The organism is Sulfitobacter sp. PR48 (assembly GCF_028807335.1).
Taxonomy (GTDB): Bacteria; Pseudomonadota; Alphaproteobacteria; order Rhodobacterales; family Rhodobacteraceae; genus Sulfitobacter.
Genome location: NZ_JARAMM010000018.1, coordinates 39,508 through 62,688 on the forward strand (window position 1 = coordinate 39,508; position 23,181 = coordinate 62,688).

The following is a 23,181-nucleotide window of genomic DNA, read 5'->3' on the forward strand; positions in this document are numbered from 1 at the left end:
GTTGACCCGTATCTAGAGGAAACTTTGCGCAACTGTCAATTCGCTGCGTTGCGGCATTTCCATCTCACCTCAAACCCCGGACCGGCCCTGTCAGATGTGACAGATCATCCGTGTCGCGCTGCGAAAACCAAAGATCAGGCGGAAAGGGCCAAGGTGTTCCTGGCCCGTGGCTTCAAAACCGAACCGTTCATAAAGCGCGCGGGCGCGCGGGTTGGTGTCGATGACATCAAGCCGGATGGATGATTTGCCCTGCGCCTTTGCCGTCTCCCTGATCGCATTCAGCAGCGCGCTGCCAAGCCCCTGACCACGGGCTTCCCCTGCGACGCAGATCCCGTTCATCAGCAGCGTGTCATCCGACAAGTCCCGTTCGACAAGGCCCAGCAGCGGACCGCGCCAGCAGGCGGAGAGGAAACCGTAGCTGCGCGCGATGTCCCGCAGGTTGCCGCCGATCAGCGATCCTTCGGCGGTCTTGAAGCCCGCAACGCCCTGCACCCTGTGACCGGCGTCGCGGGCCACCAGGGCAAATGCCGGGTTCAACTGGTCGGACAGGAACCGAAGCGCCTTTGCGGGCGGGCCCAGAACATAATGCAATTTGCCGGAAAAGGCGGCCCAGTAGAGATCGGCGACGCGGCTTCGCTCATCCTCCGAAAAGCCTTTCGATATGGTGAATTCCATTGCGCTGCCTTTCCTGTCCCCCAATTACATATTGTCCTTGCCCCCTGCCGCTGCAAGGGTGCGCCCATGACGCAGATTGTCGAACTGCCGCTGTGGCTCTTTATCCTGATATTGCTTTTTGCCGCAGTCACGGCATTGAGCCACTTGCTGCTGCCCTCTGTCCGCTGGTTTTTCCGTCTGCGGCTGGAACGGGCGGTCAAGCGGCTGAACCGGCGGCTGAAACGCCCCATCGAGCCGTTCAAGCTGGCGCGGCGGCACGACATGATCCAGCGGCTGATCTACGACCCGGATGTCACCCGCGAGATCGTCAATTACGCGGCCAAGAACCGGGTGCCGGAAAACGTGGCCTTTCAGAAAGCCCGTGAATACGCGCGGGAGATCGTGCCCAGTTTCTCGGCCTTTGCCTATTTCAGTTTCGGGATCCGGGTGGCGCGGCTGCTGGCCAATTCGGTCTACCGGATCAAGACCGCCGACAGCAATGATGCGACTTTCGATGCGATCCCCAAGGATGCGACAGTGGTTTTCGTGATGAACCACCGGTCCAACATGGATTACGTGCTGGTGACCTATCTTGCGGCGCGGGATTCGGCGCTGGCCTATGCGGTGGGGGAATGGGCGCGGGTCTGGCCGCTGAGCTGGCTGATCAAGTCGCTGGGGGCATATTTCATCCGCCGCCGGTCGCGCGGCGCGCTCTATCGCAAGGTGCTGGCACGCTATGTGCAGCTGGCCACGGCAGGGGGCGTCAACCAGGCGATGTATCCCGAAGGCGGGCTGAGCCTGACCGGGGCGCTGCAACCGCCGAAGATGGGGCTGCTGTCCTATGTGGTGGAGGGGTTCGACCCCGAAAGCGAACGTGACGTGGTGCTGATGCCGGTGGCGATCAACTATGACCGGGTGCTGGAGGACAAGGTGCTGATTGCGGCCGACCAGCGTGGTGACAGACGCTTTGGCGCGCGGATCACGGTGGTGGTGGGGTTCATCCTGCGCAAGCTCTGGCAGCGGCTGACCCGTCAGGAAACCCGGTTCGGCACGGCAGCGGTGGCATTCGGCGCGCCCCTGTCGCTGCGCGAGGCGGGGGCGGATGCGACGGTCGAGGCCTTGTCGGACGAGCTGATGGCGCGGATCTCCGGTGCCATGCCGGTGCTGAGCGTGCCGCTGATCAGCACCGTCCTGCTGGAGGGCCAGGCGCTGGAGACGCAGGCTCTGCTGGACCGGGCCGCCCAGGTGCTCGGCCAGGTGCCGCTGGCCAACCGGGCGGTGGATGCATCGGAGCTGGAAACCGAATTGCGCCAGGCGCTGAACGGGCTGCGCGCGCGCGGCGTGGTGCTTTGTGACCAATCGATCTGGCGCGCCAACCCGGAGGAAGTGGCGGTGCTGCGGTTCTATGCCAATTCGATTGCCCATCTGCTGCCGGAGAATGCTGCGCCCGCATTGGATGTTTCTGCGACTGCGAGGTCATAAAATTACAAAAATGACCCCTGAGAGGTTGCATAATTGCGCAACCAGTCATATTCCGTCCTGACAACCGGCGATTCTGCATCGCGGCACAATTGATTCACGGACAGGAGGCCCGCATGGCACTCGACAAGACCATCGCGCAATACGACGCACCTGAGAAGGACCTCTACGAGATGGGCGAAATGCCCCCGATGGGGTATGTTCCCAAACAGATGTATGCCTGGGCGATCCGCCGGGAACGTCACGGCGACCCGGACAAGGCCATGCTTCAGGAAGTGGTCGATGTGCCGAAGCTGGACAGTCAGGACGTGCTGGTCCTGGTGATGGCGGCGGGCATCAACTACAACGGGGTCTGGGCCGCGCGCGGTGTGCCGATCAGCCCCTTCGACGGCCACAAGCAGCCCTATCACATCGCGGGGTCGGATGCTTCCGGCATCGTCTGGGCCGTGGGTGACAAGGTCAAGCGCTGGAAAGTCGGGGATGAGGTGGTGATCCACTGCAACCAGGACGACGGCGATGATGAACATTGCAACGGCGGCGACCCGATGTATTCGCCCAGCCAGCGGATCTGGGGATACGAGACACCGGACGGGTCGTTCAGCCAGTTCACCCGCGTGCAGGCCCAGCAGCTGATGCCGCGTCCCAAGCATCTGACCTGGGAGGAATCGGCCTGCTATACCCTGACGCTGGCCACCGCCTACCGGATGCTCTTCGGCCACGAGCCGCATGATCTGAAGCCGGGCCAGAACGTGCTGGTCTGGGGGGCGTCGGGCGGTCTGGGTTCCTATGCGATCCAGCTGATCAACACCGCCGGTGCCAATGCGATTGGCGTGATCTCGGATGAATCCAAACGCGACTTCGTGATGGATCTGGGGGCCAAGGGCGTGTTGAACCGCAAGGATTTCAACTGCTGGGGGCAATTGCCCACGGTGAACACCCCCGAATATGCCACCTGGTTCAAGGAGGCCCGCAAGTTCGGCGCGGCGATCTGGGAGATCACCGGCAAGGGCAACAATGTCGACATGGTGTTCGAACACCCCGGCGAGGCGACCTTCCCGGTGTCCACATTTGTGGTGAAAAAGGGCGGTATGGTTGTGATCTGCGCCGGCACCTCCGGTTTCAACCTGACCTTTGACGTGCGCTACATGTGGATGCACCAGAAGCGCCTGCAGGGCAGCCACTTTGCCCATCTGCAGCAGGCGGCCTCTGCCAACAAGCTGATGCTGGAGCGGCGGCTGGACCCCTGCATGTCGGAGGTCTTTACCTGGGCCGACCTGCCCGAGGCGCATATGAAGATGATGCGCAACGAGCATAAACCCGGCAACATGTCGGTGCTGGTGCAGGCGCCCACCACCGGGTTGCGCACCCTGGAGGACGCGCTGGACGCCCACGGCTGATCGCGCGCCCCATTTCCGTCATTTCCGACGCCCGCGAATCACTCTCGATTCGCGGGCGTTTTCCGTCCCCGCGCGGTGCCCTGTTTCATTCCGGGGGGTTGGCATTTCCGCCCCCCGCCATTTCTGGGGAGGGGAAAGCGGCGAATTTTCGTCAAAATCTCCTACATGCTATGATTGAATTAACCTGCAATTAACCATTTGGAAGCGAGGCTGTGCATGCGTAGTGACTGGATTTTGGACGTTCTTGCCGACCTCAGGACTTTTGCCTTGTCAAGCAACCTGCCCGCCCTTGCGGAGCAGCTGGATGACACGGCGCTTGTGGCCATGGCCGAGATCGCCGCTCTGGAACAGGGAACGCAGGGTACGGTGAATGGTCAAGACACGGCAGATAGATTTCATAATGGAGGCGCTGGAGCAGGCTGACTCCCACGCCGGATTGCAAAGCGCGACGGAGGCGCTGCGTGATCTGCTGGGCATTGACCATGTGCTGTATCACTGGGTCGATTCAACAGGCGAACAATACGGCTGCGGCACCTATTCGGTCGCCTGGCAGGAACGTTACATCGCGCAGAATTATCTGCGCATTGATCCGGTGGTGCTGGGCTGTTTCCAGCGCTTTCACCCGGTCGACTGGAAACAGCTGGACTGGTCGTCCAAGACCGCAAGGGCGTTTTTCGCCGAAGCGCTGGAATATGGGGTCGGCAATCAGGGGCTGTCGGTGCCGCTGCGCGGCCCGAATGGCCAGTTCGCGTTGTTCACGATCAACCACAGCTGCATGGATGCGGAATGGGAGGCCTTTGTCGCGGAGCACCGGCACGAGCTTATCCTGATTGCGCATTTCCTGAACGAAAAGGCGCTGGAATTCGAACCGGACCGGCTGCCGGAAACCGCGCAGGCCCTGTCGCCGCGCGAGGTGGATGCGATGACCCTTCTTGCCGCCGGGCAGAGCCGCGCGCAGGTGGCCGACCAGTTGCAGATCTCGGAACATACGCTGCGGGTCTATATCGAAAGCGCGCGGTTCAAGCTGGGGGCGCTGAACACCACCCATGCGGTGGCCCGCGCGTTGAGCCGGGGATTGATCGTGGTGTGATCCTGGGGGGCGCGCGGGTGCAGGGGGCGCTGCCCCCGCAGCCTTTGGCTGCCCCCCCGGGAATATTTAAGGCCAAAAAGAGTGAAAGGTGTTGCGCCTGTCCGGTGAACTGTGTGCGCAGCGTCAACACAGTATTAACGGGCCTGCGGCTAGGGCTTTGGCATCTTGTCAGAGCGGAGAAGCCCATGCTGCGTTACCTTTATGCCGATCAATTGCACCACCACCCCCAACTGGCCCGGCAGATGTTCCGGGACCGGGCCGATCAGTTTCGCACCCGGCTGGGCTGGGAGGTGCAGGTCGATGCAGCGGGCGAGGAGCGGGATGCTTATGATGCGATGAACCCGCTTTATGTGATCTGGGAACAGGCGGATGGCAGCCATGGCGGGTCGATGCGGTTTCTGCCCACCACCGGGCCGGTGATGGTGAACGATCATTTCGCGCATCTGCTGTCGGGCCCGCTGCGCAGCCCGCTGATCTGGGAATGTACGCGGTTCTGTCTGGCGCGCAGGGCGGATGCCCATGTGGCGGCGGCGCTGATGCTGGGCGGCGGCGAGATCATGCGCGGCTTTGACATCCGGCATTTCGTTGGGGTCTTTGATGCGCGGATGGTGCGGATTTACCGGATGATCGGCTCCAGCCCCGAGGTTCTGGGCAGTGCCGGGCAGGGGCGTGACAGGATCAGCGTGGGTCTGTGGCACTATAGCGAAGCGGCACAGGCGCAGGTGGCGCAGCGTGCCGGGATCAGCCCGGAGCAATCGCGGTTCTGGTTCGATCAGGCTTTTGGCAGCCGGATGCCCGTGGTTTTGCAGCAAAGCGCCTGAACCCGCTGGCCCCCGCTGGCGGGCTCGCCTAATGTCGGCGCATGACTCTGCCCAGCCTTACATATTCCGACGATCAGGCCACCGCCTATGACGGTGTGGCCGAGATGCTGCGCGGCGCCGGGATCGACCTGGAAGACAGCCTGCTGATGCCGCCGCCCGGCGGGGCCGACCAGGTGATGGCGGTGACCGGCAAGGCGGGATCGGGCAAGACGCTGCTGCTGGCGGAGCTTTACAAGGCGCTGGAAGAGGCCGGGGTCGAGGTGGTCTCGGGCGATTACGAGAGCCGCAAGCGCCGCGACAAGCGCACGCTGGCGATTCTCGCGCCCACCAACAAGGCGGCCTCGGTGCTGCGGCTGCGCGGGGTGCCCGCGACCACGATTCACCGCATCCTCTATACCCCGGTCTATGACCCGGAATACGAGCGGATCGCGGAATGGCTGGCGGGCAATGGCGAACGGCCCGTGGATGTGGAAGGGCTGACGGAACTGGCGCTGGACCGCGCCGCGGCCTTTTATGCGGGCAACAAGTCGATCCCCGGCGCATTGGCAGCGGCGGGGCTGCGCGGCTCGGATTTCATCACCGGCTGGAAACGGCGGGAGGAACCGCTGGACATCGGCTTTGTCGATGAGGCCTCGATGCTGGATGACAAGCAGTTCGAGGACCTGAAAGAGATTTTCCCGACCCTGCTGTTGTTCGGGGATCCGGCGCAGCTGGCGCCGGTGAACCAGTCCGGCACCATGGTATTCGAAAAGCTGCCGCAAAAGCGGGTGATGAACCTGAACCGCATCTTCCGGCAGGATGCGGATAATCCGATCCTGGATCTGGCCCATGCGCTGGCTGATCCGGACCTCGGCTTTGAACAATTCGAACGGATGGTGGAAGAGACCGCGCGCCGCGACGACCGCGTGGTCTGGGGTCAGCGGGTCGAGGTGGACCTGATGGCGCGGTCCCCGGTGCTGGTCTGGCGCAATGCCACGCGGATCCGGCTGATCAATGCTTTCCGCAACGTGCATGGCGCGCCCGAGGATGCGCTGCTGGAGGGGGAGCCGCTGATCTGCGACGGGCTGGAACTGCCGCTCAAGCACCGCAAGAAGCGGCTGGACCTGGAGGCGCGGGGCCTGATCAAGGGGGCGCAGGTGATCTACCTCGGCGCGGGGCGCAAGCCCGGCTTCAGCCGGTTGCACGTGATGGGGGCAGAGGACCCGCAGGTGAGCGCCGCCAGCATCGTGAAGATCGAAAAACCGGATGAGGAAGAACCTTTCATCCCCTTTGCCGCGCGCATGGGGGCGACCTTTCTGCATGGGGCCGCGGTGACCATTCACAAGGCGCAGGGCAGCCAGTGGGAAACGGTGCAGGTCTTTGCCCCCGATCTTTACGCCGCCGCGCGCATGGGCCGGATGGAGGCGGGACAGCCGCTGTGGAAGCGGCTGGCCTATGTGGCCATCACCCGCGCGCAGGAGCGGCTGATCTGGGTGGTGCGCAACCGGTTGTCGAAACCTGGCGGGCCGCTGGTGGTGGACGACCTGCGCAGCCAGCCTGTGGCACCCCTGTCGCTTGAAACCACCACGGAGGATTTCGGATGAAGAGCATCATTGTCACCGGCGCCAGTTCCGGGATCGGCAGGGCCACGGCGGAGCTGTTCCTGGAAAAGGGCTGGCGCGTGGGGCTGATCGCGCGGCGGGCGGAGCTGCTGGCGGAGATGGCGAAGGCCCATGCCAATGCGGTGGCCCTGCCTGCGGATGTCACCGATGCCGGTGCCATGGCCGCGGCCTTCGACACTTTCGGAAGGCTGGACGTCCTGTTCAACAATGCGGGCAGCTTTGGCAAGGCAGGCCCGATTGACGAGATCCCGCTGGAAAACTGGGAGCAGGTGCTGGGCGTCAACCTGCATGGCATGTTCATCGCGGCAAGGCTGGCCTTTGGCGCGATGCGGGCGCAGGGCGGCGGGCGGATCATCAACAACGGCTCGCTCTCGGCCCATGTGCCGCGCCCCGGATCGGTCTGCTATACCACCACGAAACACGCCATCACCGGGCTGACCCGGTCGCTGTCGCTGGACGGGCGGCCCTTTGGCATCGCCTGTGGCCAGATCGACATCGGCAATGCGGAAACCGATATGGTGGCGGCGCTGAAGGTGGATAATCCGCAGATGGACACGATGGAGGTGCGGCACGCGGCGGCATCGGTCCTGCATATGGCCGAACTGCCGCCGGAGGCGAATGTGCAGTTCCTGACAGTGATGGCGACGAACATGCCCTTTATCGGGCGCGGCTAGGGGCGACCAAAGGGAAACACCCTTTGCGCCGCCGTTCTGCGGTGCCTTGCGCAGGAGAGAGCTCTGTGGTGTCGCGGTGGAACGACATCATCCTTCTGCAAATGAAGACATGTCAAAAATGACATGTCTTCATTTGCAGATACGCCGTCGGGGAAAGGCAGGGTTGCCTGCAAGCCGGTGTCGGCGCGCAGGCGTTTCACCAGCGGCTGCGCTCCAAACCCCGGGTCAGGAAATTCCACTGACTCGTGTAACGCGGCCGCAGAGATTTTCGAAATGCCCAATAGCCCCGGTCGAAATACCTGAAACACCAGGCATGACGTAACGCGAGTCAGGTTTTTCACATGACGCTTTAGCGGCGCAACATGTTGAAGATGGCGGAGGCGCCCCAGCCTGCGCCGATGGCGATGACCAGCGACATCAGCCCGTAGAGCAGGGCGTTTTCCCGCGACAGGTTGAACAGCCAGCGTTCCAGGCCGACCTTGCGCACGTCGATGACGGTGTCGTATCTGGCCACGACCCTGCCGGCCCGTGTCAGGAAGATGCGGGCGGCATAATCGCCCTCTGTCAGGGCGGCGGGCAGGCGCACGGCGGCGCGGAACAGCGTGTCTTCGTCCAGTTTCACACCGCCCTCGATCACCTGGTACTGATCGGAGCGGGTGCGGATGCGGATCAGGGCCTCGGTAAAAAGCGTGGCATTGGAGATATGCATCGGCGCGCCGACAGAGCGGATCGCGCGGGGGATGGAGATCTTGTGGCGCAGGTCCTCGACACGGGTCAGGACGCGGTTCAGCGGCCCGGAGGTGACAACGGCATAGTAGCTGGGCGCGCGGTCGACCTCGACCGCATCGGTGTTGAGCCAGATGCCGAATTTCTTTTCCTTGCGCCGCACCAGCACCGGGACAGAAGGGCCGGAGACGGTCACGACCACCCCGAGCGGGCCGATGTCCGGCGGCGGGGCGTCGCGTTTGACCGCGCCATAGACCAGGATTTCGGAGCCGTCGAAATTGGTGGTGATGGAGACTTCGGCCTGGCTGAGGCGCAGCACGATTTCTTCTTCCTGGGCGGAGAGGGACATGGGCATCAGCAGGGACACCAGGGTGGCGACCAGACGCATCATGTCAGTTTCACCGGGGAGATGGAGTAAAGCTCTGCCGGTTCCAGCAGCAGTTCGAGCGCCAGTTTGCCGCAGACCACCAGCACCAGCAGGGCCAGCAGGATGCGCAATTGCTCGGCCTTCATCTTGACCCCGATGCGGGTGCCGACCTGGGCACCGATCACCCCGCCGATCAGCAGCAGCACCGCCAGCACCACATCGACGGTATAGTTGGTGGTGGCATGCAGCATGGTGGTGAAGGCGGTGACGAAGATGATCTGGAACAGCGATGTGCCGATCACCACCTTGGTGGGCATGCCCAGCAGGTAGATCATGGCAGGCACCATGATGAAGCCGCCGCCGACCCCCATGATCGCGGCGAGAATGCCAACCAGAACCCCCACCATCAGCGGCGGAATCACCGAGATGTACAGCCCCGAGATCCGGAAGCGCATCTTGAAGGGCAGCCCGTGCACCCAGTTGTGCTTCTTGCGCGGTGCAAGTTTGCCTTTCCTGACATTGCGCAGGGCACGCAGGGATTCCGCGAACATCAGCGCGCCGATGATCCCCAGAAAGACGACGTAGAACAGCCGGACCAGCAGATCCACCTGGCCAAGCGACCTGAGATAGTTGAACAGGATGATCCCCAGCGCGGCCCCGACCAGCCCGCCGATCAGCAGCACCGATCCCATGCGCAGGTCCACCGTGCGTCGCCTGAAATGCGCCAGTACCCCGGAAAAGGAGGATGCGACGATCTGCGTGGCGCCGGTGGCAACCGCCACGGCGGGGGGGATGCCGATGAAAAACAGCAGCGGGGTGAGGAGAAAACCACCCCCCACACCAAACATGCCCGAAAGCACGCCGACCAGCCCGCCCAGTCCCAGCACGAGGAAAGCATTGACCGAGACTTCTGCAATGGGGAGGTAGATTTGCATGCGCTCCATTAGCGCAGGTCATTTGACAAAATCAACTGTCCTCGCTGCTGCGCAGCAATAAGGACCGATGAAATGCAATGATCTGGCCCTATGTGGGAGGGTGAAATTCAACCTGAGGTCTGGTGCGGATTCGTGTTATCCTGCGGCCATTCAAAGCCAAGGGATTATCCAGATGCGTATTGCAGCCTATAACGTCGAGAACCTGTTCGACCGCGCCCGTGTGTTCAACGACGACAGTGGCAGTCACCAGCAGGTTCTGGATGCCCATGCCGAGATCAACACGCTTTTCGAAAAGCCGGTCTATTCGGAGGCCGACAAGGCGCGGATGCTGGAACTGCTGAGCATGCTGGGGATGCTGAATGACAACGAGGGCCCCTTTGTGCGCCTGCGCAAGATCCGCGGCCAGCTGATCCGGCGTCCGCGCGACCGCAGCAAGCCGCGCGAGATCGTGGCGGCAGGGCGAGAGGACTGGATCGGCTGGGTGGAGCTGAAGACCGAAACCGTGGATGCCACCGCGATCCTGCTGACCGCCCGGGTGATCTTTGATGCCGGGGCGGATGTGCTGGCGATGATCGAGGCAGAGAGCCGTCCGGTGCTGAAGACCTTTCAGGAGATCATGGCCAGGAAGCTGAACCTGCCGGAGACCTATGCCCATGTGATGCTGATCGACGGCAATGACCAGCGCGGCATTGACGTGGGGCTTGCCACCCGCGCGGGTTTTCCCATCGGGCGGGTGCGCAGCCATGCGGATGACCGCAGGCCGGACGGGAATGCGATTTTCAGCCGCGATTGCCCGGAATACGAGGTCACGACCCCGTCGGGGGCGGTGATCATGGTGCTGGCCAACCATTTCAAGAGCAAGTTCGGCGGCAATGATCCCACCTCGCGGGCCAGGCGGCTGGCGCAGGCGCAGGCGGTGGCGGGTTATTACCGGCGGCTGCGCGACGAGGGGTTTGAACATATCGTGGTGCTGGGGGATCTGAACGACACGCCCGACAGCGCGGAGCTGGCGCCGCTGCTGGCCAGTGATCTGCGCGATGTGTCGGAACATCCCAATTTCACCGATTTCGCCTTCAATGCGAACAACGGGCAGCGCGGGATCGGGACCTATGCCCTGGGCAACGACGATGACAAGATCGACTTTCTGCTGTTGTCGCCCGCACTGTTTGACCGGGTGACCGGCGGGGGAATTTTCCGCAAGGGCGCATGGCCCGGGTCGCGCCCGCCGCGCTGGGAGGTCTATGCGGAGCTGACGGCGCGGCATCACGCGGCGTCGGACCATCATCTGATCTGGGCCGACATCGACATTTGAGCGGCGGCACCGAATTATTGGAATAATTCGGACCGGAGTTTTGCAAAACTCCGGCACCCCGAGGTGTCAGCGCGCGCAGGGACGGCGGGATTGGATATTTGGGGCCAAAAAGAGCAGGGGCTCAGCGTTCCTTGACATAGGGTTCGCCCCCGGCGCGCGGCGGGATCGCCTTGCCCACGAAACCGGCGAGGATGACAACCGTCATGACATAGGGCAGCCCGCCCAGCAGGGGGCCGGGCACCTTGAGGCCGATCACCGCCTGGATCACGTCGGGGCGGGTTTCCAGCGCGCCGAAGAGCCCGAAGAGCAGGGTTGCCCAGAGCGCGTACCAGGGCCGCCATTTGGCAAAGATCAGCGCGGCCAGGGCGATGAAACCGCGGCCTGCGGACATGTCCTTGACGAAGCCCGCCTGCAGCGCGGTGCTGAGGTAGGCGCCCGCAATGCCGCAGAGCACGCCGCAGATCATCACGGCGGCATAGCGCAGCCCGACAACCGAGACACCGGCGGTATCGACGGCGGCGGGGTTTTCCCCCACCGCGCGCAGGCGCAGGCCAAAGCGGGTGCGGAACAGCACCCACCAGGTCAGCGGCACGGCGAGGAAGGCAATATAGACCAGCACCGAATGGCCCGAGATCAGATCGGCATAAAGCGGGCCGATCACCGGCACATCGGCCAGGGCTTCGGCCCCGGGCAGGGTGATCCCCTCGAAGCGGGCATTGCCGGCCAGCGGCGGGGTGCGTCCGCCCTGGCGGAACCAGTCCTGGGCGATCAACACCGTCATGCCGGCGGCCAGAGCATTGATCGCGACGCCGGAAATCAGCTGGTTGCCGCGAAAGGTGATGGAGGCGACCCCGTGGATGCCCGCCAGCACCAGCGAGGCCGCGATGCCGCCCATCAGGCCGATCCAGGCCGATCCGGTCAGCGAGGCGACGGCGGCGGTGAAGAAGGCGGCGGCCAGCATCTTGCCTTCCAGCCCGATGTCGAAGATGCCCGCACGTTCGCTGAACAGGCCCGCAAGGCAGGCCAGCAGCAGCGGCGTGGCAAAGCGCACGGTGGAATCGAGCAGTTGGATGAGGGTGGTGTAATCCATTATTTCGCAGGCTCCGCCGGTTTGCGTTCGGGGCCGGGCGCGCGGCGCAGGCGGGCGGTGAGGAACATGCGTTCAAGCGGCATCCGCACCATGTTGTCCAGCGCCCCGGTGAACAGGATCACCAGCGCCTGGATCACCACGATCAATTCGCGCGGGATGCTGGTCCAGAGCGCCAGTTCGGCACCGCCCTGGTAGAGAAAGCCAAAGAGGATCGCGGCGATCACCACGCCCACCGGGTGGCTGCGGCCCATCAGCGCCACGGCGATGCCGATGAAACCTGCCCCCTCGGTCGAGTTCAGCAGCAGTTTCTCGCTTTCGCCCATGACGGTGTTCACCCCCATCAGCCCGGCCAGCCCGCCCGAAATCAGCATGGTGATCACGGTGATGCGCACCGGGTTGATGCCCGCGTATTTCGCCGCCGATTCCGAATGGCCGAAGGCGCGGATCTCATAGCCCAGCCTGGTGCGCCACATCAGCACCCAGACTGCCACGGCGCTGGCCAGGGCGATCAGGAAGGTGACGTTCACGCTGTCGTCCTTGGAGGCCTTGATGCCCATGCCGGTCAGCACGGAATTCAGCGTCGGCAGGTCAAGATGGTCGGCAAAGCGCGCGCTGGAAGGGTCGGCCTGGCCCACGGGTTTGAGGAATTCGTTCAGCAGATAGATCAGCAGGGCGGAGGCGATGAAGTTGAACATGATCGTGGTGATCACGATATGGCTGCCGCGTCTGGCCTGCAGGTAGGCCGGGATTAAGGCCCATGCCGCCCCAAAGACCGCAGCCCCCAGCGCGGCGGCAATCAGACCGATGGTCCAGTGCGGCCAGGGGATGAACAGCAGCGCCAGCGCCACGCCAAGACCGCCCAGCATCGCCTGGCCCTCGCCGCCGATGTTGAACAGCCGCGCATGGAAGGCCACGGCAACCGCAAGCCCGGTAAAGATGAAATTCGTCGCGTAATAAAGCGTATAGCCCCAGCCGCGCACCGATCCGACGGCCCCTTCGACCATCAGCTTGGTCGCCGCCACCGGGTCTTCGCCGATGGCCAGGATCACCAGCGCCGAGATGATCGCCGCCAGCAGGAGCGAGATCAGCGGGACAAGGACCACTTCGGCCCATTTTGGCATCACGTCCATGTCAGATTCCCTTTTCCGCAGCGTGGACATGGGCGAGATTGGCTTCGATCTCTTCCACGGAATGCGCGTGTTCTGTGTCGGTGATGCCGGCCATCAGCAGGCCCAGTTCCGCCTCATTGGTCTGGTCGGGCAGGCGTTCGCCCATGATGCGGCCGTCGAACATCACCGCGATGCGGTCGGACAGGGCGAGGATTTCCTCAAGCTCGACCGAGACCAGCAGGATCGCCTTGCCCTGATCGCGCAGGGCGACGACCTGTTGGTGGATGAATTCGATGGCGCCGATGTCCACGCCGCGCGTGGGCTGGCCGATCAGCAGCAGGTCGGGGTTCCGCTCGATCTCGCGGGCGAGCACGACCTTTTGCTGGTTGCCGCCGGAGAAATTCTTGGCCGCCAGCCGCGGGTTCGGGGGGCGCACGTCGAAACGTTCCATTTTTTCGGCGGTATCGGCGCGGATCGCGGCGTTGTTCATCAGGATGCCGCTGCGGTAGGCGGGATCGTCGTGATAGCCGAAGGCGGTGTTTTCCCAGGCCTGGAAATCCATGATCAGCCCTTCGCGCTGGCGGTCTTCGGGCACATGGGCGATGCCGTTCCTGCGCCGGGTCTTGCCATCGGACTGGCGGCCCGTCAGGTCCAGCGGCTGGCCGTTCAGCATGACCTTGCCCTGACCGGTCTGCATGCCGCCCAGCACTTCGAGCAGTTCCGATTGCCCGTTGCCCGCGACGCCCGCGATGCCGACGATCTCGCCGGCGCGGACCTGCAGGTCGATGCCGCGCAGGCGTTCCACCTTGTGTTCGTCGATGACCCGCAGGCCCTGCACATCCAGCACGACATCGCCCGGTGTGGCGGGGGTTTTATCCACCCGCAACAGGACCTTGCGGCCCACCATCAGTTCGGCGAGTTCAGCGGGGGAGGTTTCCGCGGTCTTGACCGTGGCGGTCATTTCGCCGCGCCGCATGACGCTGACGGTATCGGTGATCTCCATGATCTCGCGCAGCTTGTGGGTGATCAGGATGATCGTCTTGCCCTCTTCGCGCAGCCGGGCGAGGATGCGGAACAGCTGATCCGCCTCTGCCGGGGTCAGCACGCCTGTGGGTTCGTCCAGGATCAGGATATCGGCCTGCCGATAGAGCGCCTTGAGGATTTCCACCCGCTGCTGCATGCCGACGCCGATGTCTTCGATGCGGGCGTCCGGATCCACGTTCAGCCCATAATCCGCCGCCAGTTCCACCAGCGCGCGGCGCGCCTTGGCCAGCGAGGGTTTGAGCATGCGCCCGTCTTCGGCCCCCAGAATGATGTTTTCGAGGACGGTAAAATTTTCAACCAGTTTGAAGTGCTGGAACACCATGCCGATGCCGCTGGCGATGGCCGCCTGGCTGTCGGTGATATTGGCCTTGCGGCCGGAGATGAAGATTTCGCCCCTGTCAGCCTTGTAGAAGCCGTAGAGGATCGACATCAGCGTGGATTTGCCCGCGCCGTTTTCGCCGATGATGCCGTGGATCGTGCCAGGCATCACGCGGATGGAAATGTCCTTGTTTGCCTGGACCGGGCCGAAAGCCTTGGAAATGCCCTTCAGCTCGATGGCCGGGGCAGCCGTTTCCGGCTGCCCCGTGTTCTTGTCCGCTTCCATGCGCTTAGAAGTCCAGCGCCGGGCAGGTGTCGTCGGACATGTAGTCGTGGACCTGAAGCGAGCCATCCGCAATTTGTGCCGCTGCGGCGTCCACGGCGGTCTGCATCTCTTCGGTCACCAGGTCGGCGTTGTTTTCGTCCATCGCATAGCCGATGCCGCCATTGGCAACGCCCATGACGTTAAAGCCCTTTTCCATGCCGGGGCCGTCGGTGAAGGCCTGATAGACCGCGTTGTCGACGCGCTTGAGCATGGAGGTCAGGACCTTGCCGGGGTGCAGGTGGTTCTGGTTGCTGTCCACACCGATGGAGAGGATCCCCTCATCGGCGGCGGTCTGCAGAACGCCCACGCCGGTGCCGCCGGCCGCGGCATAGACCACGTCGACACCCTGGGAGATCTGCGCCTTGGTCAGTTCGGAGCCTTTCACCGGGTCGTTCCAGGCGGCGGGTGTGGTGCCGGTCATGTTGGCGACGACTGTTGCATCCGGATTGGCCGCCTTGACGCCCTGTGCATAGCCGCAGGCGAACTTGCGGATCAGCGGGATGTCCATGCCGCCAATGAAGCCGACGGTGTTCGATTCGGAGGCCATGGCCGCCATCATGCCGACCAGATAGGACCCTTCGTGTTCGTTGAACACGACGGAGCGGACGTTGGGCTGATCCACCACCATGTCGATGATCGCGAAATCGGTTTCGGGATAATCCGGCGCGACCTGGCTGAGCACGTCACCAAAGGCAAAGCCGGTCATCACGATGGGATTGTTGCCCGCTTCGGCGAAACGGCGCAGGGCCTGTTCGCGCTGCGCTTCGGATTGCAGTTCGATTTCGCGGAAGGTGCCGCCGGTTTCCTCGGCCCAACGCTGCGCACCGCCAAAAGCGGCTTCGTTGAAGCTTTTGTCGAATTTGCCGCCAAGGTCAAAGATCAGTGCGGGTTCGGCCAGTGCGGCACCGGCGCAAAGCGCGGTGGCGGCGACGGCACCCATGAATTTGGTCATAAGGGTCATATCAGTCTCCCAGTTTTTCATGTTGGGGCGGGGCGCCTGTGGCACCCTGCCCAAGATCAGATGATCAGGATCAATTTAGGGCGCAGGCAGGGGGGAGGGTCAACAGCTTTCTGTGACCATGGGGGCTTAATCGCTGAGCTTCGGCTCTGGACCCATTAATCTTATATGCTCAGCGGCGATTTCGCGAAATTTCAATGGTTTGGGGCGTGCAGCCAATAGTGGTTCTATTTGCAAGCGCCCCAAGACGTTGAAATGAAGTGAAATCGCCGCCCGTCGCTCCGAAGGAGCGCCGAGTCATGTTGGCACGCCTTTGGCGTGACGGGTTTGACGGATTTTCCCGCAGCCTGCGTCACATCTGCTTGAAATAGAACCACTATTCTTGCGCAGATGTTCCTGGCCTGCAAAAAAATCTGTCAAACTGAGCACATAAGATTAATGGGTCCAGAGCCTACCATCCGGAAAGCGCCGCTGCATGATCAGGGCGTCGGCATTCGGGCCGGGGGTGCGGCGGTAATAGCCCGGGCGCGTGCTGATCACCGCAAAGCCGTGGTGCTGATAGAGCGCGCGGGCCGGGGTGTTGTCGGCGGCAACCTCAAGAAAGGCAGTGGCGGCGCGGGTTTCAAGCCGGGCGAGCCAGCTTTGCATCAGGCTGTCCCCGATGCCCTGGCGCTGGTGTGCGGGGTCCACCGCCAGGGTCAGCAATTCGGCCTCGTCCAGGATCAGCCGGGTCAGGGCAAAGCCATGCGGATGGGGCAGCAGGGTGACATGCGGGCTGTCCAGAAGGCTGGCCATTTCGGTGGCGGACCAGGGGCGCTCATGGGTAAAGGCCGCCGCGTGCAATTCTGCCAGCCGTGCCGGGGTCATGGCAGGATGGTCGGCGGGGCGTCGCGGGCCGGGGCGGCATCGGCAGGCCGCAGGTAGAGCGGGGCGGGCCGTTGCGTGGTGGTGGCATGGCGGCGGGCCGCAAGATGGGCGATGGCCTCGGCCACCGGGTGGATCGGGGGCTGGCCGCCCGCGCCGATCAGGGGGCCGTCGAATGCGGGCAATGCGGTGCTGTCGAACAGCGCCGGGGTCTGAGAAAGTGACGGGTTTTCAAAGACTTGAAGATAGACCTGCCCGCGCCGTGCATCGACGGCGCAGGCGCAGGGGCCACTTGTTCCATGGCGCAGGGCGTCAAAGTTCGACACGCCGACCGCCGGAATGCCCAGACCCAGCGCAAGGCCCCGCGCGGCGGAAACGCCGATGCGGATGCCGGTGAAATTGCCCGGCCCGATGCCCACGCCGATGGCGCCCAGATCGCTGTAGCTGTAGCCTGCGCTTTCCAGCACCCCGGCGCAGAGGTCCATCAGGCGCTCTGCCTGGCCCTTGGCCATGTCTTCATGCGCCGAGGCGAGGATCCGGTCACCCGACAGCAAAGCGGCCGCGCAATGCGCGGCCGATGTGTCGAATGCCAGTACCAAAGGCCCTGCGCCGTGGTTGTCAGGCAACCGGACGCACCTCTGTCACTTCGGGGATGTAATGGCGCAGCAGGTTCTCGATCCCCATCTTGAGGGTCAGGGTGGAGGAGGGGCAGCCCGCGCAGGCGCCTTGCATGTGCAGGTAGACCACGCCCCGGTCGAAGCCGTGGAAGGTGATGTCGCCGCCGTCCTGCGCCACGGCAGGGCGCACGCGGCTGTCCAGCAACTCTTTGATCTGGCCGACGATTTCGCCGTCTTCACCGGTGTGATCCGCATGGCCGGAGGTGGCCTTGTGATCCTCGGCCATGACGCTTTCACCGGATTGGTAATGTTCCATGATCGCGCCGAGCAGGGCGGGTTTCACATGATCCCATTCCACCGCGTCCGCCTTTGTCACCGTCACGAAGTCGGTGCCGAAAAAGACGCCGGTCACCCCGTCGACCGCAAAAAGCCGTGTTGCCAGCGGCGAGGTCTGCGCCGTATCCGCTGTCGGGAAATCGGCTGTGCCTATCTCAAGCACGGACTGGCCCGGCAGGAATTTCAGCGTCGCGGGGTTCGGCGTGGATTCGGTCTGGATAAACATGGTTTTCCCTATCTCTGGTTATCATAGATATGCGGGTTGAGGGCCGCCAAGTCAAGATGTCTGGAATGATTCTAAATCGGGCGCAGCGCCCCGGCGGGCTGCGCGATCAGCGGGCGGGCGGTGCCGAAATAGTGTTTTGAGTTCCCTCCGAACAGGCGTATTTCCATGCCCATCGGGACATGAGTCGCGGGCACGCCCGCACTGCACTGTCCCTTTTCATGGAGAAGGAAATGGACATTATTCTGGGCCTGAGCGCGGCAAGCGTGACGGTCTTGATGTTTTGCTGGGCCTACAGCGCGCATCGGCGTGCGGAACCGGCCCGCTGGACCCGTCTGCCGGGGCTCAGCATGTTGACCTGTGTGGTGCTGACCATGCTTGGCCCGCTCAGCCTGGGCCTCTTTGTCAGGGCAGTGCTTGCGCCGGGCAGGGCGGTGGAGAGCTTCAGCCTGGAAGCGGCACTTGTCGCGCTGGCGCTGATGGCGCTGGCGGCGCTGATCGGGCCTGTGATGTTGCGCAGCGCAAGGCGCCCCGCAGCACCAAGGGGCCAGAACCTCAATCGGGCCCCTGCCGCCACCAAGGTGCGTTCGGCGGCCTGATCGCGAAAAGGGGCGGCTCAGCTTATCGCTTCGAGCCGCTCCTTGCTCATGTCGCCGGGGACGATGGTGACCGGCACCGGCAGTGACCCCGCCGAACGCGACATCTGGGTCACCAGCGGTCCGGGCCCCTTTTTCTTGTCCGCAGAGGCCCCGAGGACGAGGACGCCGATGTCGGAATCCTCGGCGATATGGGCGATGATCTCATCCGTCGGCTCGCCCTCGCGGATGACCAGATCAGGGTCCACGCCCTGCTTGTCGCGCATCCATTTGGCAAAGACCTCGAAATGGACCTCGATCCGCTCGCGGGCTTCCTGACGCATGATGTCGCCCACGCCGATCCAATGGTTGAACTCGTCCGGCGGAATCACCGCCAGAACGGTCACACCGCCACCTGTGCGCGCGGCGCGCAACGCCGCGAAACGCATCGCGTTAAGGCATTCGGTGCTGTCGTCCAGCACCACGAGGAACTTGCGCATCTGGGTCTCCCTTACAGGCGCGATCATGACCCCTGGGACAGAACAGGGCAATCGCAAACTGTGGCATGTCGGATCGGGTCGTGCCTGTCGGCCTAGGCCTGCGACGCGGCCCAATCCCAATACAGCGCCCGCGCGCGCCGGGTGACCGGGTTGGCGTTGGGGCCGATTTCATAGGTGGTGTCATCAAAGGCGCTGACCGGCGTGACCTTCATCATGTTGCCCGAGAGGAACACCTCGTCGGCGGCATGGAAATCCTCGAACGACAGCACGGTTTCATGCACTTTCAGGCCATCGGCCCTGAGGTTGGAGATGTGCCGCGCGCGGGTGATCCCGGCCAGGAAGGTGCCGTTGGGGATGGGGGTGAAGACCTCGCCGTCCCTGACCATGAAGATATTGGCGGTCGCGGTTTCCGCGACATTGCCCATCGCATCCGCGACCAGCGCGTTGCCAAAGCCTTTTGAGCGCGCCTCGCTCAGCATCCGGGCATTGTTGGGGTAAAGACAGCCCGCCTTGGCGTTGACCACATTGTCCTCCAGCACGGGGCGGCGGAACCGGGTGCGGGTGAGGGTTGTGGCCGCTTCCGGCGGGGCCATCGGAATTTCCTCAAGCGAGATGGCAAAGCCGGTGGCACCGGCGCGCGGCACGACGCCCAGGTCGTCGCCTTCCAGCGCCCAGTACATCGGCCGGATATAGACCGACTGGTCCCTGCCATAGCTTTCCAGGCCTTCGCGGATCAGCGCGACCATCGTGTCGGGTTCCACCGTCGGGGTGATCATCAGCGCGGCGGCAGAGCGGTTGACGCGGGCGCAGTGCTTGTCGAGGTCGGGCGACATCCCGTCGAACAGCCGCGCGCCGTCGAATACGGTGGTGCCCAGCCAGGCGCCATGGTCCGCCGCGTTCATGATCATGCGGTCGCCGTCATGCCACTGGCCGTTGAAATAGGTCTTGATGTTGGTGCCGGTGGCCATGCTGTCTTCCTAGGGTTTCGGGGTGCTTCGGTAGATGCCTTCGGGCAGGTTCAGCGCGGCGGTGAGGTCGCGCAGCTGCTCGGGCGAAAGCGTGATTTTCGAGATCCGGTCGGTGCGCGGGTCCCATTGTTCGAATGTGATCTCTGAATCGAAGGCCTGTACGGTCACATCCTCGCGCAGGGGGGCGCTGCCTTCGTCGACCAGGGTGATCACACTGGCGTCGAATTCGTGTTCAATCGTAAACATGAGGCGAAACTGGTCCTTTCGGAGGCCCATTGCAAGAGGTCGCGTTAAAGTGGTGTGATCGGGGTGGCTCCTGTCGCGGGCTGTGCTAAAACGGGAGCGACCGAAAAGCCCAGAGGACCACCCCCCGATGATCAAGAAGACAGCCCTTGTTCTGGCCGCCGTTGCCATGCTGTCGGCCTGCGACGTGGTGCCGGTCGAGCCTGTTCCGGCGCCTTCCGGCACCGGCGCTGCCAGCGCGCCGCGGATCAGCAGCAGCCAGGCCGCGCGCAGCTTTGTCCAGGTGATCAAGACGGTGGAGCCGGTGGCGGAGCGTGAATGCCGGGCGCGCACCAGCGGTGTGAACTGCGATTTCAACATCGCGGTGGATGACCGGCCGGATCAGCCCGCCAACGCCTATCAGACGCTGGACAAACAGGGCCGCCCGGTGATCTTTTTCACCCTCGGCCTGATCGCGGATGCCCGCAATGCCGATGAGCTGGCCTTTGTCCTGGGGCATGAGGCGGCGCATCACATTGCGGGGCATATCAACCGCCAGCAGCAGAACGCGGTGGCGGGGGCGGTGATCTTTGCCGGGCTGGCGACGCTGAGCGGCGGCAGTGCCGAGGCGGTGCAGAACGCGCAGCGGCTGGGGGCCGAGGTGGGCGCGCGCCGCTATTCCAAGGATTTCGAGCTGGAGGCGGATGCGCTGGGCACGATCATCACCGCGCGGGCGGGCTATGATCCCTTGCGGGGGGCCGAGTTCTTTACCCGTATTCCCGATCCGGGTGACAAATTCCTGGGCACGCATCCGCCGAACGCTGCGCGCATCGAGGTTGTGCGGCGGACCGTCGCGGGACTTTGACCGTCGGGCCGGGCATGATCCGAAAGCTGGGGATCATCCTGACGGACCGGGGGTCGAAATACGCGGTCTCCGGCGCGGCGGTGCGGGACCGGGCCGGGGTCGATGCCGTTCTGAAAGAGCTGAAGCGGGACAAGGCCTATGCCAGGGCCACGCATAACACCTGGGGTGTGCTGTTGTCGGAGGCAGGCCCGCTCAAGGGTGACGATGGCGAGGCAGGGGCCGGCCTGGTGATCCTGCGGATGCTGGAACGGGCCGGGCTGGAGGACCATCTGATCATCGTGACCCGCTGGTATGGCGGCAAGCATCTGGGCGGCGACCGCTTTCGCCACGTCCAGACCTGTGTGTCAGCCTATCTGGAGGGCGATGGCCACGGCGGCAAAGAAACAGGTTGAGGCGCTGAGCACGAAACTGTGCCAGATCGCGTTCTGAAAGCGGAATGCCGGTTTGGCAAAGACCCAGGCCCCCACCGAATAGATGATGCCGCCCACGCTGACGAGGAACAGCGCCGCCGGGGGCAGCACCTGCCACATGGGCCAGAACAGCAGCACCGCCAGCCAGCCCATCAGGAGGTAGAGCGCCAGTGATCCGCGCCCGTCGGTGCCCCAGAACCACAGTTTTGCCACCGCGCCCACAAGCGCCAGCGCCCAGACGATGCCCAGCACCGCATAGGCAAAGCCGCTGCCGATCAGCGCGACGAAGGGCGTATAGGTGCCGGCGATCTTGAAATAGATCGCCGCATGGTCGATCCGGTTCAGCAGCGGGCGGGTCCGGTCGATGGGCGACAGGTGGTAGATGGCCGATGCAGCAAAGGCAAAGATCATGCAGCCCGCGTAAAGGGCGGCTGCGGTGGTCAGCCGCTGCGAACCCGCAGCCTCAACCAGCAGCAGGACAGAGGCGGGAATGGCCAGCACGAGGCCCGCGACATGCACCGCGCCGTCCGCCCAAGTTTCAGATCTGGAATATGGATAAGCCATGAGCGAAGGCTAGCATGCCCTCGTAAACTTTCCATGATGACCTGTCGTCAGCTTCGCTGACGCGGGGGGCGTCAGCGCATACGCCGGTATCGGGCCTTGCCCTAGCGCGGCTTGTTGCTGTCGATCCAGCGCGACATCAGCGTCTTGTCCCGGAAACACTCCGGCGGGACGCTGCCGCGTTTCAGCCGTGCGATGCGTTCGGCAAAGGCGACCTGCTTGGAAGACGGGTAATTGGCGAACCTGCCCGCAGGTGGCGCAGCCTTATGCGCCTCGATCCAGCTTGAGAGTGCCGTGCGGTCGCGTTCGATCCCCTTGGGCAGGGCGACGCCGGATTTTGAGGACAGGATGCGCGCATAGCTCATCTGCTTTTCAGTGGCGGGCAGCGGCTGATCCAGCGGCAGGTCGGGCTGCGCCCTTTGGCTGTCGAAGAGGTCGGCGGTGGCTGTGTGTAGGGACATTTCATGTACCTCGCGGGATGTATTGTTCAATATGTAGAACATAGGGGGAACATTTGCAAGTGTTCCTTTCTGCGATCCCCCATCTTGAGGCTAGATGTAGGTGCAAGGTCAGAGTTTTCAACTAGATGTGCGCCATTTCCCGCCGATGCGCAGGTGGCTGTTCCGTTCCGCCGCAGCCCGCCGGAGGGGCGAATTTCTATCTGTGGTAGAAAGAATCCTTGACCGGTGGCGGACACCTGATATGCAGGTGATGCACGTATTAAGTGCATTTTTTAAACAAACTACATTTTTTAAAGGAAATTGACATGACAACGTATCATGAGTTTGACCACGACCAGATCAATGCGGCCATTGAATCGGCCCGCGCACATTTCAGTGAAAACAACCTGGCCGAAATGTCCGCGACATCGGACATCACCGGCAACACCCACATGCAGTTGTCGGGTGGCTGTATCAAGGTGACGGTCGAGAACGGCAAGGTCTGCCTCAGCCTGCCGCTTGGCATCGGCAAGATCTGCCTGCCGATTCCCAGTGTGATCCCGAACGGCACGGCGGCCCAGGCCTGCCTGCACATCTGCACGACCTTCGGCATTCCCACCGGGGTCGAAGTCAACGTTTCCGTTGCCGGCGTGACGGTGGTCAAGCAATCCTTCGGGAAGTGCTGAGACCGCCGCACCGG

26 protein-coding genes are annotated in these 23,181 nt (G+C 63.5%); 11 read left to right on the top strand and 15 right to left on the bottom strand.

What is annotated here, in order from left to right:
• Positions 1-90 precede the first annotated feature (90 nt).
• A complete protein-coding gene (locus PVW51_RS19925) occupies positions 91-675 on the bottom strand; it encodes a GNAT family N-acetyltransferase (RefSeq protein WP_274577041.1) in 585 nt (194 codons plus the stop codon).
• Between the two features lie 66 nt (positions 676-741).
• Between PVW51_RS19925 and PVW51_RS19930 the strand changes: the two genes are divergently transcribed.
• From PVW51_RS19930 to PVW51_RS19955, 6 genes are all read left to right on the top strand, one after another.
• A complete protein-coding gene (locus PVW51_RS19930) occupies positions 742-2,136 on the top strand; it encodes a 1-acyl-sn-glycerol-3-phosphate acyltransferase (RefSeq protein ID WP_274577043.1) in 1,395 nt (464 codons plus the stop codon).
• A 113-nt stretch (positions 2,137-2,249) separates the two neighbouring features.
• The gene (ccrA, locus tag PVW51_RS19935) at positions 2,250-3,530 is read left to right on the top strand and encodes a crotonyl-CoA carboxylase/reductase (protein WP_274577044.1); all 1,281 of its coding nucleotides are present in this window, start codon (positions 2,250-2,252) and stop codon (positions 3,528-3,530) included.
• Positions 3,531-3,900: 370 nt separating this feature from the next.
• Complete coding sequence (locus PVW51_RS19940; RefSeq protein ID WP_269362178.1) at positions 3,901-4,620, top strand: helix-turn-helix transcriptional regulator; 720 nt, start codon at positions 3,901-3,903, stop codon at positions 4,618-4,620.
• A gap of 185 nt (positions 4,621-4,805) precedes the next feature.
• Positions 4,806-5,441, top strand: coding sequence for an acyl-homoserine-lactone synthase (locus tag PVW51_RS19945; RefSeq protein ID WP_274577046.1), 636 nt, complete (start codon positions 4,806-4,808; stop codon positions 5,439-5,441).
• 41 nt (positions 5,442-5,482) lie between these two features.
• Complete coding sequence (locus PVW51_RS19950; protein ID WP_269362175.1) at positions 5,483-7,024, top strand: ATP-dependent DNA helicase; 1,542 nt, start codon at positions 5,483-5,485, stop codon at positions 7,022-7,024.
• A complete protein-coding gene (locus PVW51_RS19955; RefSeq protein ID WP_274577047.1) occupies positions 7,021-7,716 on the top strand; it encodes an SDR family oxidoreductase in 696 nt (231 codons plus the stop codon). The genes PVW51_RS19950 and PVW51_RS19955 overlap by 4 nt, the downstream gene beginning before the upstream one ends.
• A gap of 349 nt (positions 7,717-8,065) precedes the next feature.
• Here PVW51_RS19955 and PVW51_RS19960 read toward each other — a convergent pair whose 3' ends face one another.
• Together PVW51_RS19960 and PVW51_RS19965 are read right to left on the bottom strand one after the other, a co-directional pair.
• Positions 8,066-8,833, bottom strand: coding sequence for a TIGR02186 family protein (locus PVW51_RS19960; RefSeq protein ID WP_274577048.1), 768 nt, complete (start codon positions 8,831-8,833; stop codon positions 8,066-8,068).
• Positions 8,830-9,744: a sulfite exporter TauE/SafE family protein gene (locus PVW51_RS19965; protein ID WP_269362169.1), complete on the bottom strand. Its 915-nt coding sequence runs from the start codon at positions 9,742-9,744 to the stop codon at positions 8,830-8,832. Before PVW51_RS19965 ends, PVW51_RS19960 begins: the two co-directional genes overlap by 4 nt.
• A gap of 172 nt (positions 9,745-9,916) precedes the next feature.
• Between PVW51_RS19965 and PVW51_RS19970 the strand changes: the two genes are divergently transcribed.
• The gene (locus PVW51_RS19970; protein WP_274577050.1) at positions 9,917-11,056 is read left to right on the top strand and encodes an endonuclease/exonuclease/phosphatase family protein; all 1,140 of its coding nucleotides are present in this window, start codon (positions 9,917-9,919) and stop codon (positions 11,054-11,056) included.
• Between the two features lie 121 nt (positions 11,057-11,177).
• On the opposite strand, the gene PVW51_RS19975 is transcribed toward PVW51_RS19970, so the two are convergent.
• The 7 genes from PVW51_RS19975 to PVW51_RS20005 all read right to left on the bottom strand — a co-directional run bounded on the left by PVW51_RS19975 (position 11,178) and on the right by PVW51_RS20005 (position 17,943).
• Positions 11,178-12,146: an ABC transporter permease gene (locus PVW51_RS19975; RefSeq protein ID WP_274577051.1), complete on the bottom strand. Its 969-nt coding sequence runs from the start codon at positions 12,144-12,146 to the stop codon at positions 11,178-11,180.
• A complete protein-coding gene (locus tag PVW51_RS19980) occupies positions 12,146-13,276 on the bottom strand; it encodes an ABC transporter permease (protein WP_274577052.1) in 1,131 nt (376 codons plus the stop codon). The genes PVW51_RS19975 and PVW51_RS19980 overlap by 1 nt, the downstream gene beginning before the upstream one ends.
• A gap of 1 nt (position 13,277) precedes the next feature.
• A complete protein-coding gene (locus PVW51_RS19985; RefSeq protein ID WP_274577053.1) occupies positions 13,278-14,903 on the bottom strand; it encodes an ABC transporter ATP-binding protein in 1,626 nt (541 codons plus the stop codon).
• Positions 14,904-14,907: 4 nt separating this feature from the next.
• Entirely contained in the window at positions 14,908-15,903 is a 996-nt protein-coding gene (locus tag PVW51_RS19990) for a BMP family lipoprotein (protein WP_274577055.1), read from the bottom strand.
• Between the two features lie 432 nt (positions 15,904-16,335).
• Positions 16,336-16,767 carry a ribosomal protein S18-alanine N-acetyltransferase gene (gene rimI / locus PVW51_RS19995; RefSeq protein ID WP_274577057.1) on the bottom strand — a complete coding sequence of 144 codons (432 nt, stop codon included), beginning with the start codon at positions 16,765-16,767 and terminating at the stop codon, positions 16,336-16,338.
• Positions 16,764-17,390: a tRNA (adenosine(37)-N6)-threonylcarbamoyltransferase complex dimerization subunit type 1 TsaB gene (tsaB, locus tag PVW51_RS20000; protein WP_274577059.1), complete on the bottom strand. Its 627-nt coding sequence runs from the start codon at positions 17,388-17,390 to the stop codon at positions 16,764-16,766. The genes rimI and tsaB overlap by 4 nt, the downstream gene beginning before the upstream one ends.
• The gene (locus PVW51_RS20005) at positions 17,383-17,943 is read right to left on the bottom strand and encodes a NifU family protein (protein WP_274577060.1); all 561 of its coding nucleotides are present in this window, start codon (positions 17,941-17,943) and stop codon (positions 17,383-17,385) included. Before PVW51_RS20005 ends, tsaB begins: the two co-directional genes overlap by 8 nt.
• A 230-nt stretch (positions 17,944-18,173) precedes the next feature.
• On the opposite strand from PVW51_RS20005, the gene PVW51_RS20010 reads away from it, so the two are divergent.
• Positions 18,174-18,539 carry a hypothetical protein gene (locus PVW51_RS20010; protein ID WP_274577061.1) on the top strand — a complete coding sequence of 122 codons (366 nt, stop codon included), beginning with the start codon at positions 18,174-18,176 and terminating at the stop codon, positions 18,537-18,539.
• A 17-nt stretch (positions 18,540-18,556) separates the two neighbouring features.
• Here PVW51_RS20010 and PVW51_RS20015 read toward each other — a convergent pair whose 3' ends face one another.
• From PVW51_RS20015 to PVW51_RS20025, 3 genes are all read right to left on the bottom strand, one after another.
• Positions 18,557-19,015 (bottom strand): universal stress protein, encoded by a 459-nt coding sequence (locus PVW51_RS20015; protein ID WP_067296911.1) that lies wholly within the window; start codon positions 19,013-19,015, stop codon positions 18,557-18,559.
• Positions 19,016-19,107: 92 nt separating this feature from the next.
• Positions 19,108-19,983 carry a branched-chain amino acid aminotransferase gene (locus PVW51_RS20020; RefSeq protein ID WP_274577064.1) on the bottom strand — a complete coding sequence of 292 codons (876 nt, stop codon included), beginning with the start codon at positions 19,981-19,983 and terminating at the stop codon, positions 19,108-19,110.
• A 9-nt stretch (positions 19,984-19,992) separates the two neighbouring features.
• Positions 19,993-20,229, bottom strand: a complete 237-nt coding sequence (locus PVW51_RS20025; RefSeq protein ID WP_114274702.1) for a hypothetical protein — start codon at positions 20,227-20,229, stop codon at positions 19,993-19,995.
• Between the two features lie 127 nt (positions 20,230-20,356).
• Between PVW51_RS20025 and PVW51_RS20030 the strand changes: the two genes are divergently transcribed.
• Together PVW51_RS20030 and PVW51_RS20035 are read left to right on the top strand one after the other, a co-directional pair.
• Complete coding sequence (locus PVW51_RS20030) at positions 20,357-21,070, top strand: M48 family metallopeptidase (RefSeq protein WP_269362153.1); 714 nt, start codon at positions 20,357-20,359, stop codon at positions 21,068-21,070.
• A gap of 14 nt (positions 21,071-21,084) precedes the next feature.
• Positions 21,085-21,462, top strand: a complete 378-nt coding sequence (locus tag PVW51_RS20035) for a YigZ family protein (protein WP_443288505.1) — start codon at positions 21,085-21,087, stop codon at positions 21,460-21,462.
• Here PVW51_RS20035 and trhA read toward each other — a convergent pair.
• Positions 21,415-22,044 (bottom strand): PAQR family membrane homeostasis protein TrhA, encoded by a 630-nt coding sequence (gene trhA / locus PVW51_RS20040; RefSeq protein WP_114274699.1) that lies wholly within the window; start codon positions 22,042-22,044, stop codon positions 21,415-21,417. The genes PVW51_RS20035 and trhA overlap by 48 nt on opposite strands.
• 101 nt (positions 22,045-22,145) lie before the next feature.
• The gene (locus PVW51_RS20045; RefSeq protein WP_269362148.1) at positions 22,146-22,502 is read right to left on the bottom strand and encodes a hypothetical protein; all 357 of its coding nucleotides are present in this window, start codon (positions 22,500-22,502) and stop codon (positions 22,146-22,148) included.
• Between the two features lie 305 nt (positions 22,503-22,807).
• Between PVW51_RS20045 and PVW51_RS20050 the strand changes: the two genes are divergently transcribed.
• Entirely contained in the window at positions 22,808-23,167 is a 360-nt protein-coding gene (locus tag PVW51_RS20050) for a hypothetical protein (RefSeq protein ID WP_269362146.1), read from the top strand.
• Positions 23,168-23,181 lie beyond the last annotated feature (14 nt).

What these genes read in the sequence shown, in the direction of transcription:
- PVW51_RS19925 (WP_274577041.1), bottom strand. Translation starts at nt 675, where the DNA reads ATGGAATTCACCATATCGAAAGGCTTTTCGGAGGATGAGCGAAGCCGC.
- PVW51_RS19930 (WP_274577043.1), top strand. Translation starts at nt 742, where the DNA reads ATGACGCAGATTGTCGAACTGCCGCTGTGGCTCTTTATCCTGATATTG.
- ccrA (WP_274577044.1), top strand. Translation starts at nt 2,250, where the DNA reads ATGGCACTCGACAAGACCATCGCGCAATACGACGCACCTGAGAAGGAC.
- PVW51_RS19940 (WP_269362178.1), top strand. Translation starts at nt 3,901, where the DNA reads ATGGTCAAGACACGGCAGATAGATTTCATAATGGAGGCGCTGGAGCAG.
- PVW51_RS19945 (WP_274577046.1), top strand. Translation starts at nt 4,806, where the DNA reads ATGCTGCGTTACCTTTATGCCGATCAATTGCACCACCACCCCCAACTG.
- PVW51_RS19950 (WP_269362175.1), top strand. Translation starts at nt 5,483, where the DNA reads ATGACTCTGCCCAGCCTTACATATTCCGACGATCAGGCCACCGCCTAT.
- PVW51_RS19955 (WP_274577047.1), top strand. Translation starts at nt 7,021, where the DNA reads ATGAAGAGCATCATTGTCACCGGCGCCAGTTCCGGGATCGGCAGGGCC.
- PVW51_RS19960 (WP_274577048.1), bottom strand. Translation starts at nt 8,833, where the DNA reads ATGATGCGTCTGGTCGCCACCCTGGTGTCCCTGCTGATGCCCATGTCC.
- PVW51_RS19965 (WP_269362169.1), bottom strand. Translation starts at nt 9,744, where the DNA reads ATGCAAATCTACCTCCCCATTGCAGAAGTCTCGGTCAATGCTTTCCTC.
- PVW51_RS19970 (WP_274577050.1), top strand. Translation starts at nt 9,917, where the DNA reads ATGCGTATTGCAGCCTATAACGTCGAGAACCTGTTCGACCGCGCCCGT.
- PVW51_RS19975 (WP_274577051.1), bottom strand. Translation starts at nt 12,146, where the DNA reads ATGGATTACACCACCCTCATCCAACTGCTCGATTCCACCGTGCGCTTT.
- PVW51_RS19980 (WP_274577052.1), bottom strand. Translation starts at nt 13,276, where the DNA reads ATGGACGTGATGCCAAAATGGGCCGAAGTGGTCCTTGTCCCGCTGATC.
- PVW51_RS19985 (WP_274577053.1), bottom strand. Translation starts at nt 14,903, where the DNA reads ATGGAAGCGGACAAGAACACGGGGCAGCCGGAAACGGCTGCCCCGGCC.
- PVW51_RS19990 (WP_274577055.1), bottom strand. Translation starts at nt 15,903, where the DNA reads ATGACCCTTATGACCAAATTCATGGGTGCCGTCGCCGCCACCGCGCTT.
- rimI (WP_274577057.1), bottom strand. Translation starts at nt 16,767, where the DNA reads ATGACCCCGGCACGGCTGGCAGAATTGCACGCGGCGGCCTTTACCCAT.
- PVW51_RS20005 (WP_274577060.1), bottom strand. Translation starts at nt 17,943, where the DNA reads ATGTTTATCCAGACCGAATCCACGCCGAACCCCGCGACGCTGAAATTC.
- PVW51_RS20010 (WP_274577061.1), top strand. Translation starts at nt 18,174, where the DNA reads ATGGACATTATTCTGGGCCTGAGCGCGGCAAGCGTGACGGTCTTGATG.
- PVW51_RS20015 (WP_067296911.1), bottom strand. Translation starts at nt 19,015, where the DNA reads ATGCGCAAGTTCCTCGTGGTGCTGGACGACAGCACCGAATGCCTTAAC.
- PVW51_RS20020 (WP_274577064.1), bottom strand. Translation starts at nt 19,983, where the DNA reads ATGGCCACCGGCACCAACATCAAGACCTATTTCAACGGCCAGTGGCAT.
- PVW51_RS20025 (WP_114274702.1), bottom strand. Translation starts at nt 20,229, where the DNA reads ATGTTTACGATTGAACACGAATTCGACGCCAGTGTGATCACCCTGGTC.
- PVW51_RS20030 (WP_269362153.1), top strand. Translation starts at nt 20,357, where the DNA reads ATGATCAAGAAGACAGCCCTTGTTCTGGCCGCCGTTGCCATGCTGTCG.
- PVW51_RS20035 (WP_443288505.1), top strand. Translation starts at nt 21,085, where the DNA reads ATGATCCGAAAGCTGGGGATCATCCTGACGGACCGGGGGTCGAAATAC.
- trhA (WP_114274699.1), bottom strand. Translation starts at nt 22,044, where the DNA reads ATGGCTTATCCATATTCCAGATCTGAAACTTGGGCGGACGGCGCGGTG.
- PVW51_RS20045 (WP_269362148.1), bottom strand. Translation starts at nt 22,502, where the DNA reads ATGTCCCTACACACAGCCACCGCCGACCTCTTCGACAGCCAAAGGGCG.
- PVW51_RS20050 (WP_269362146.1), top strand. Translation starts at nt 22,808, where the DNA reads ATGACAACGTATCATGAGTTTGACCACGACCAGATCAATGCGGCCATT.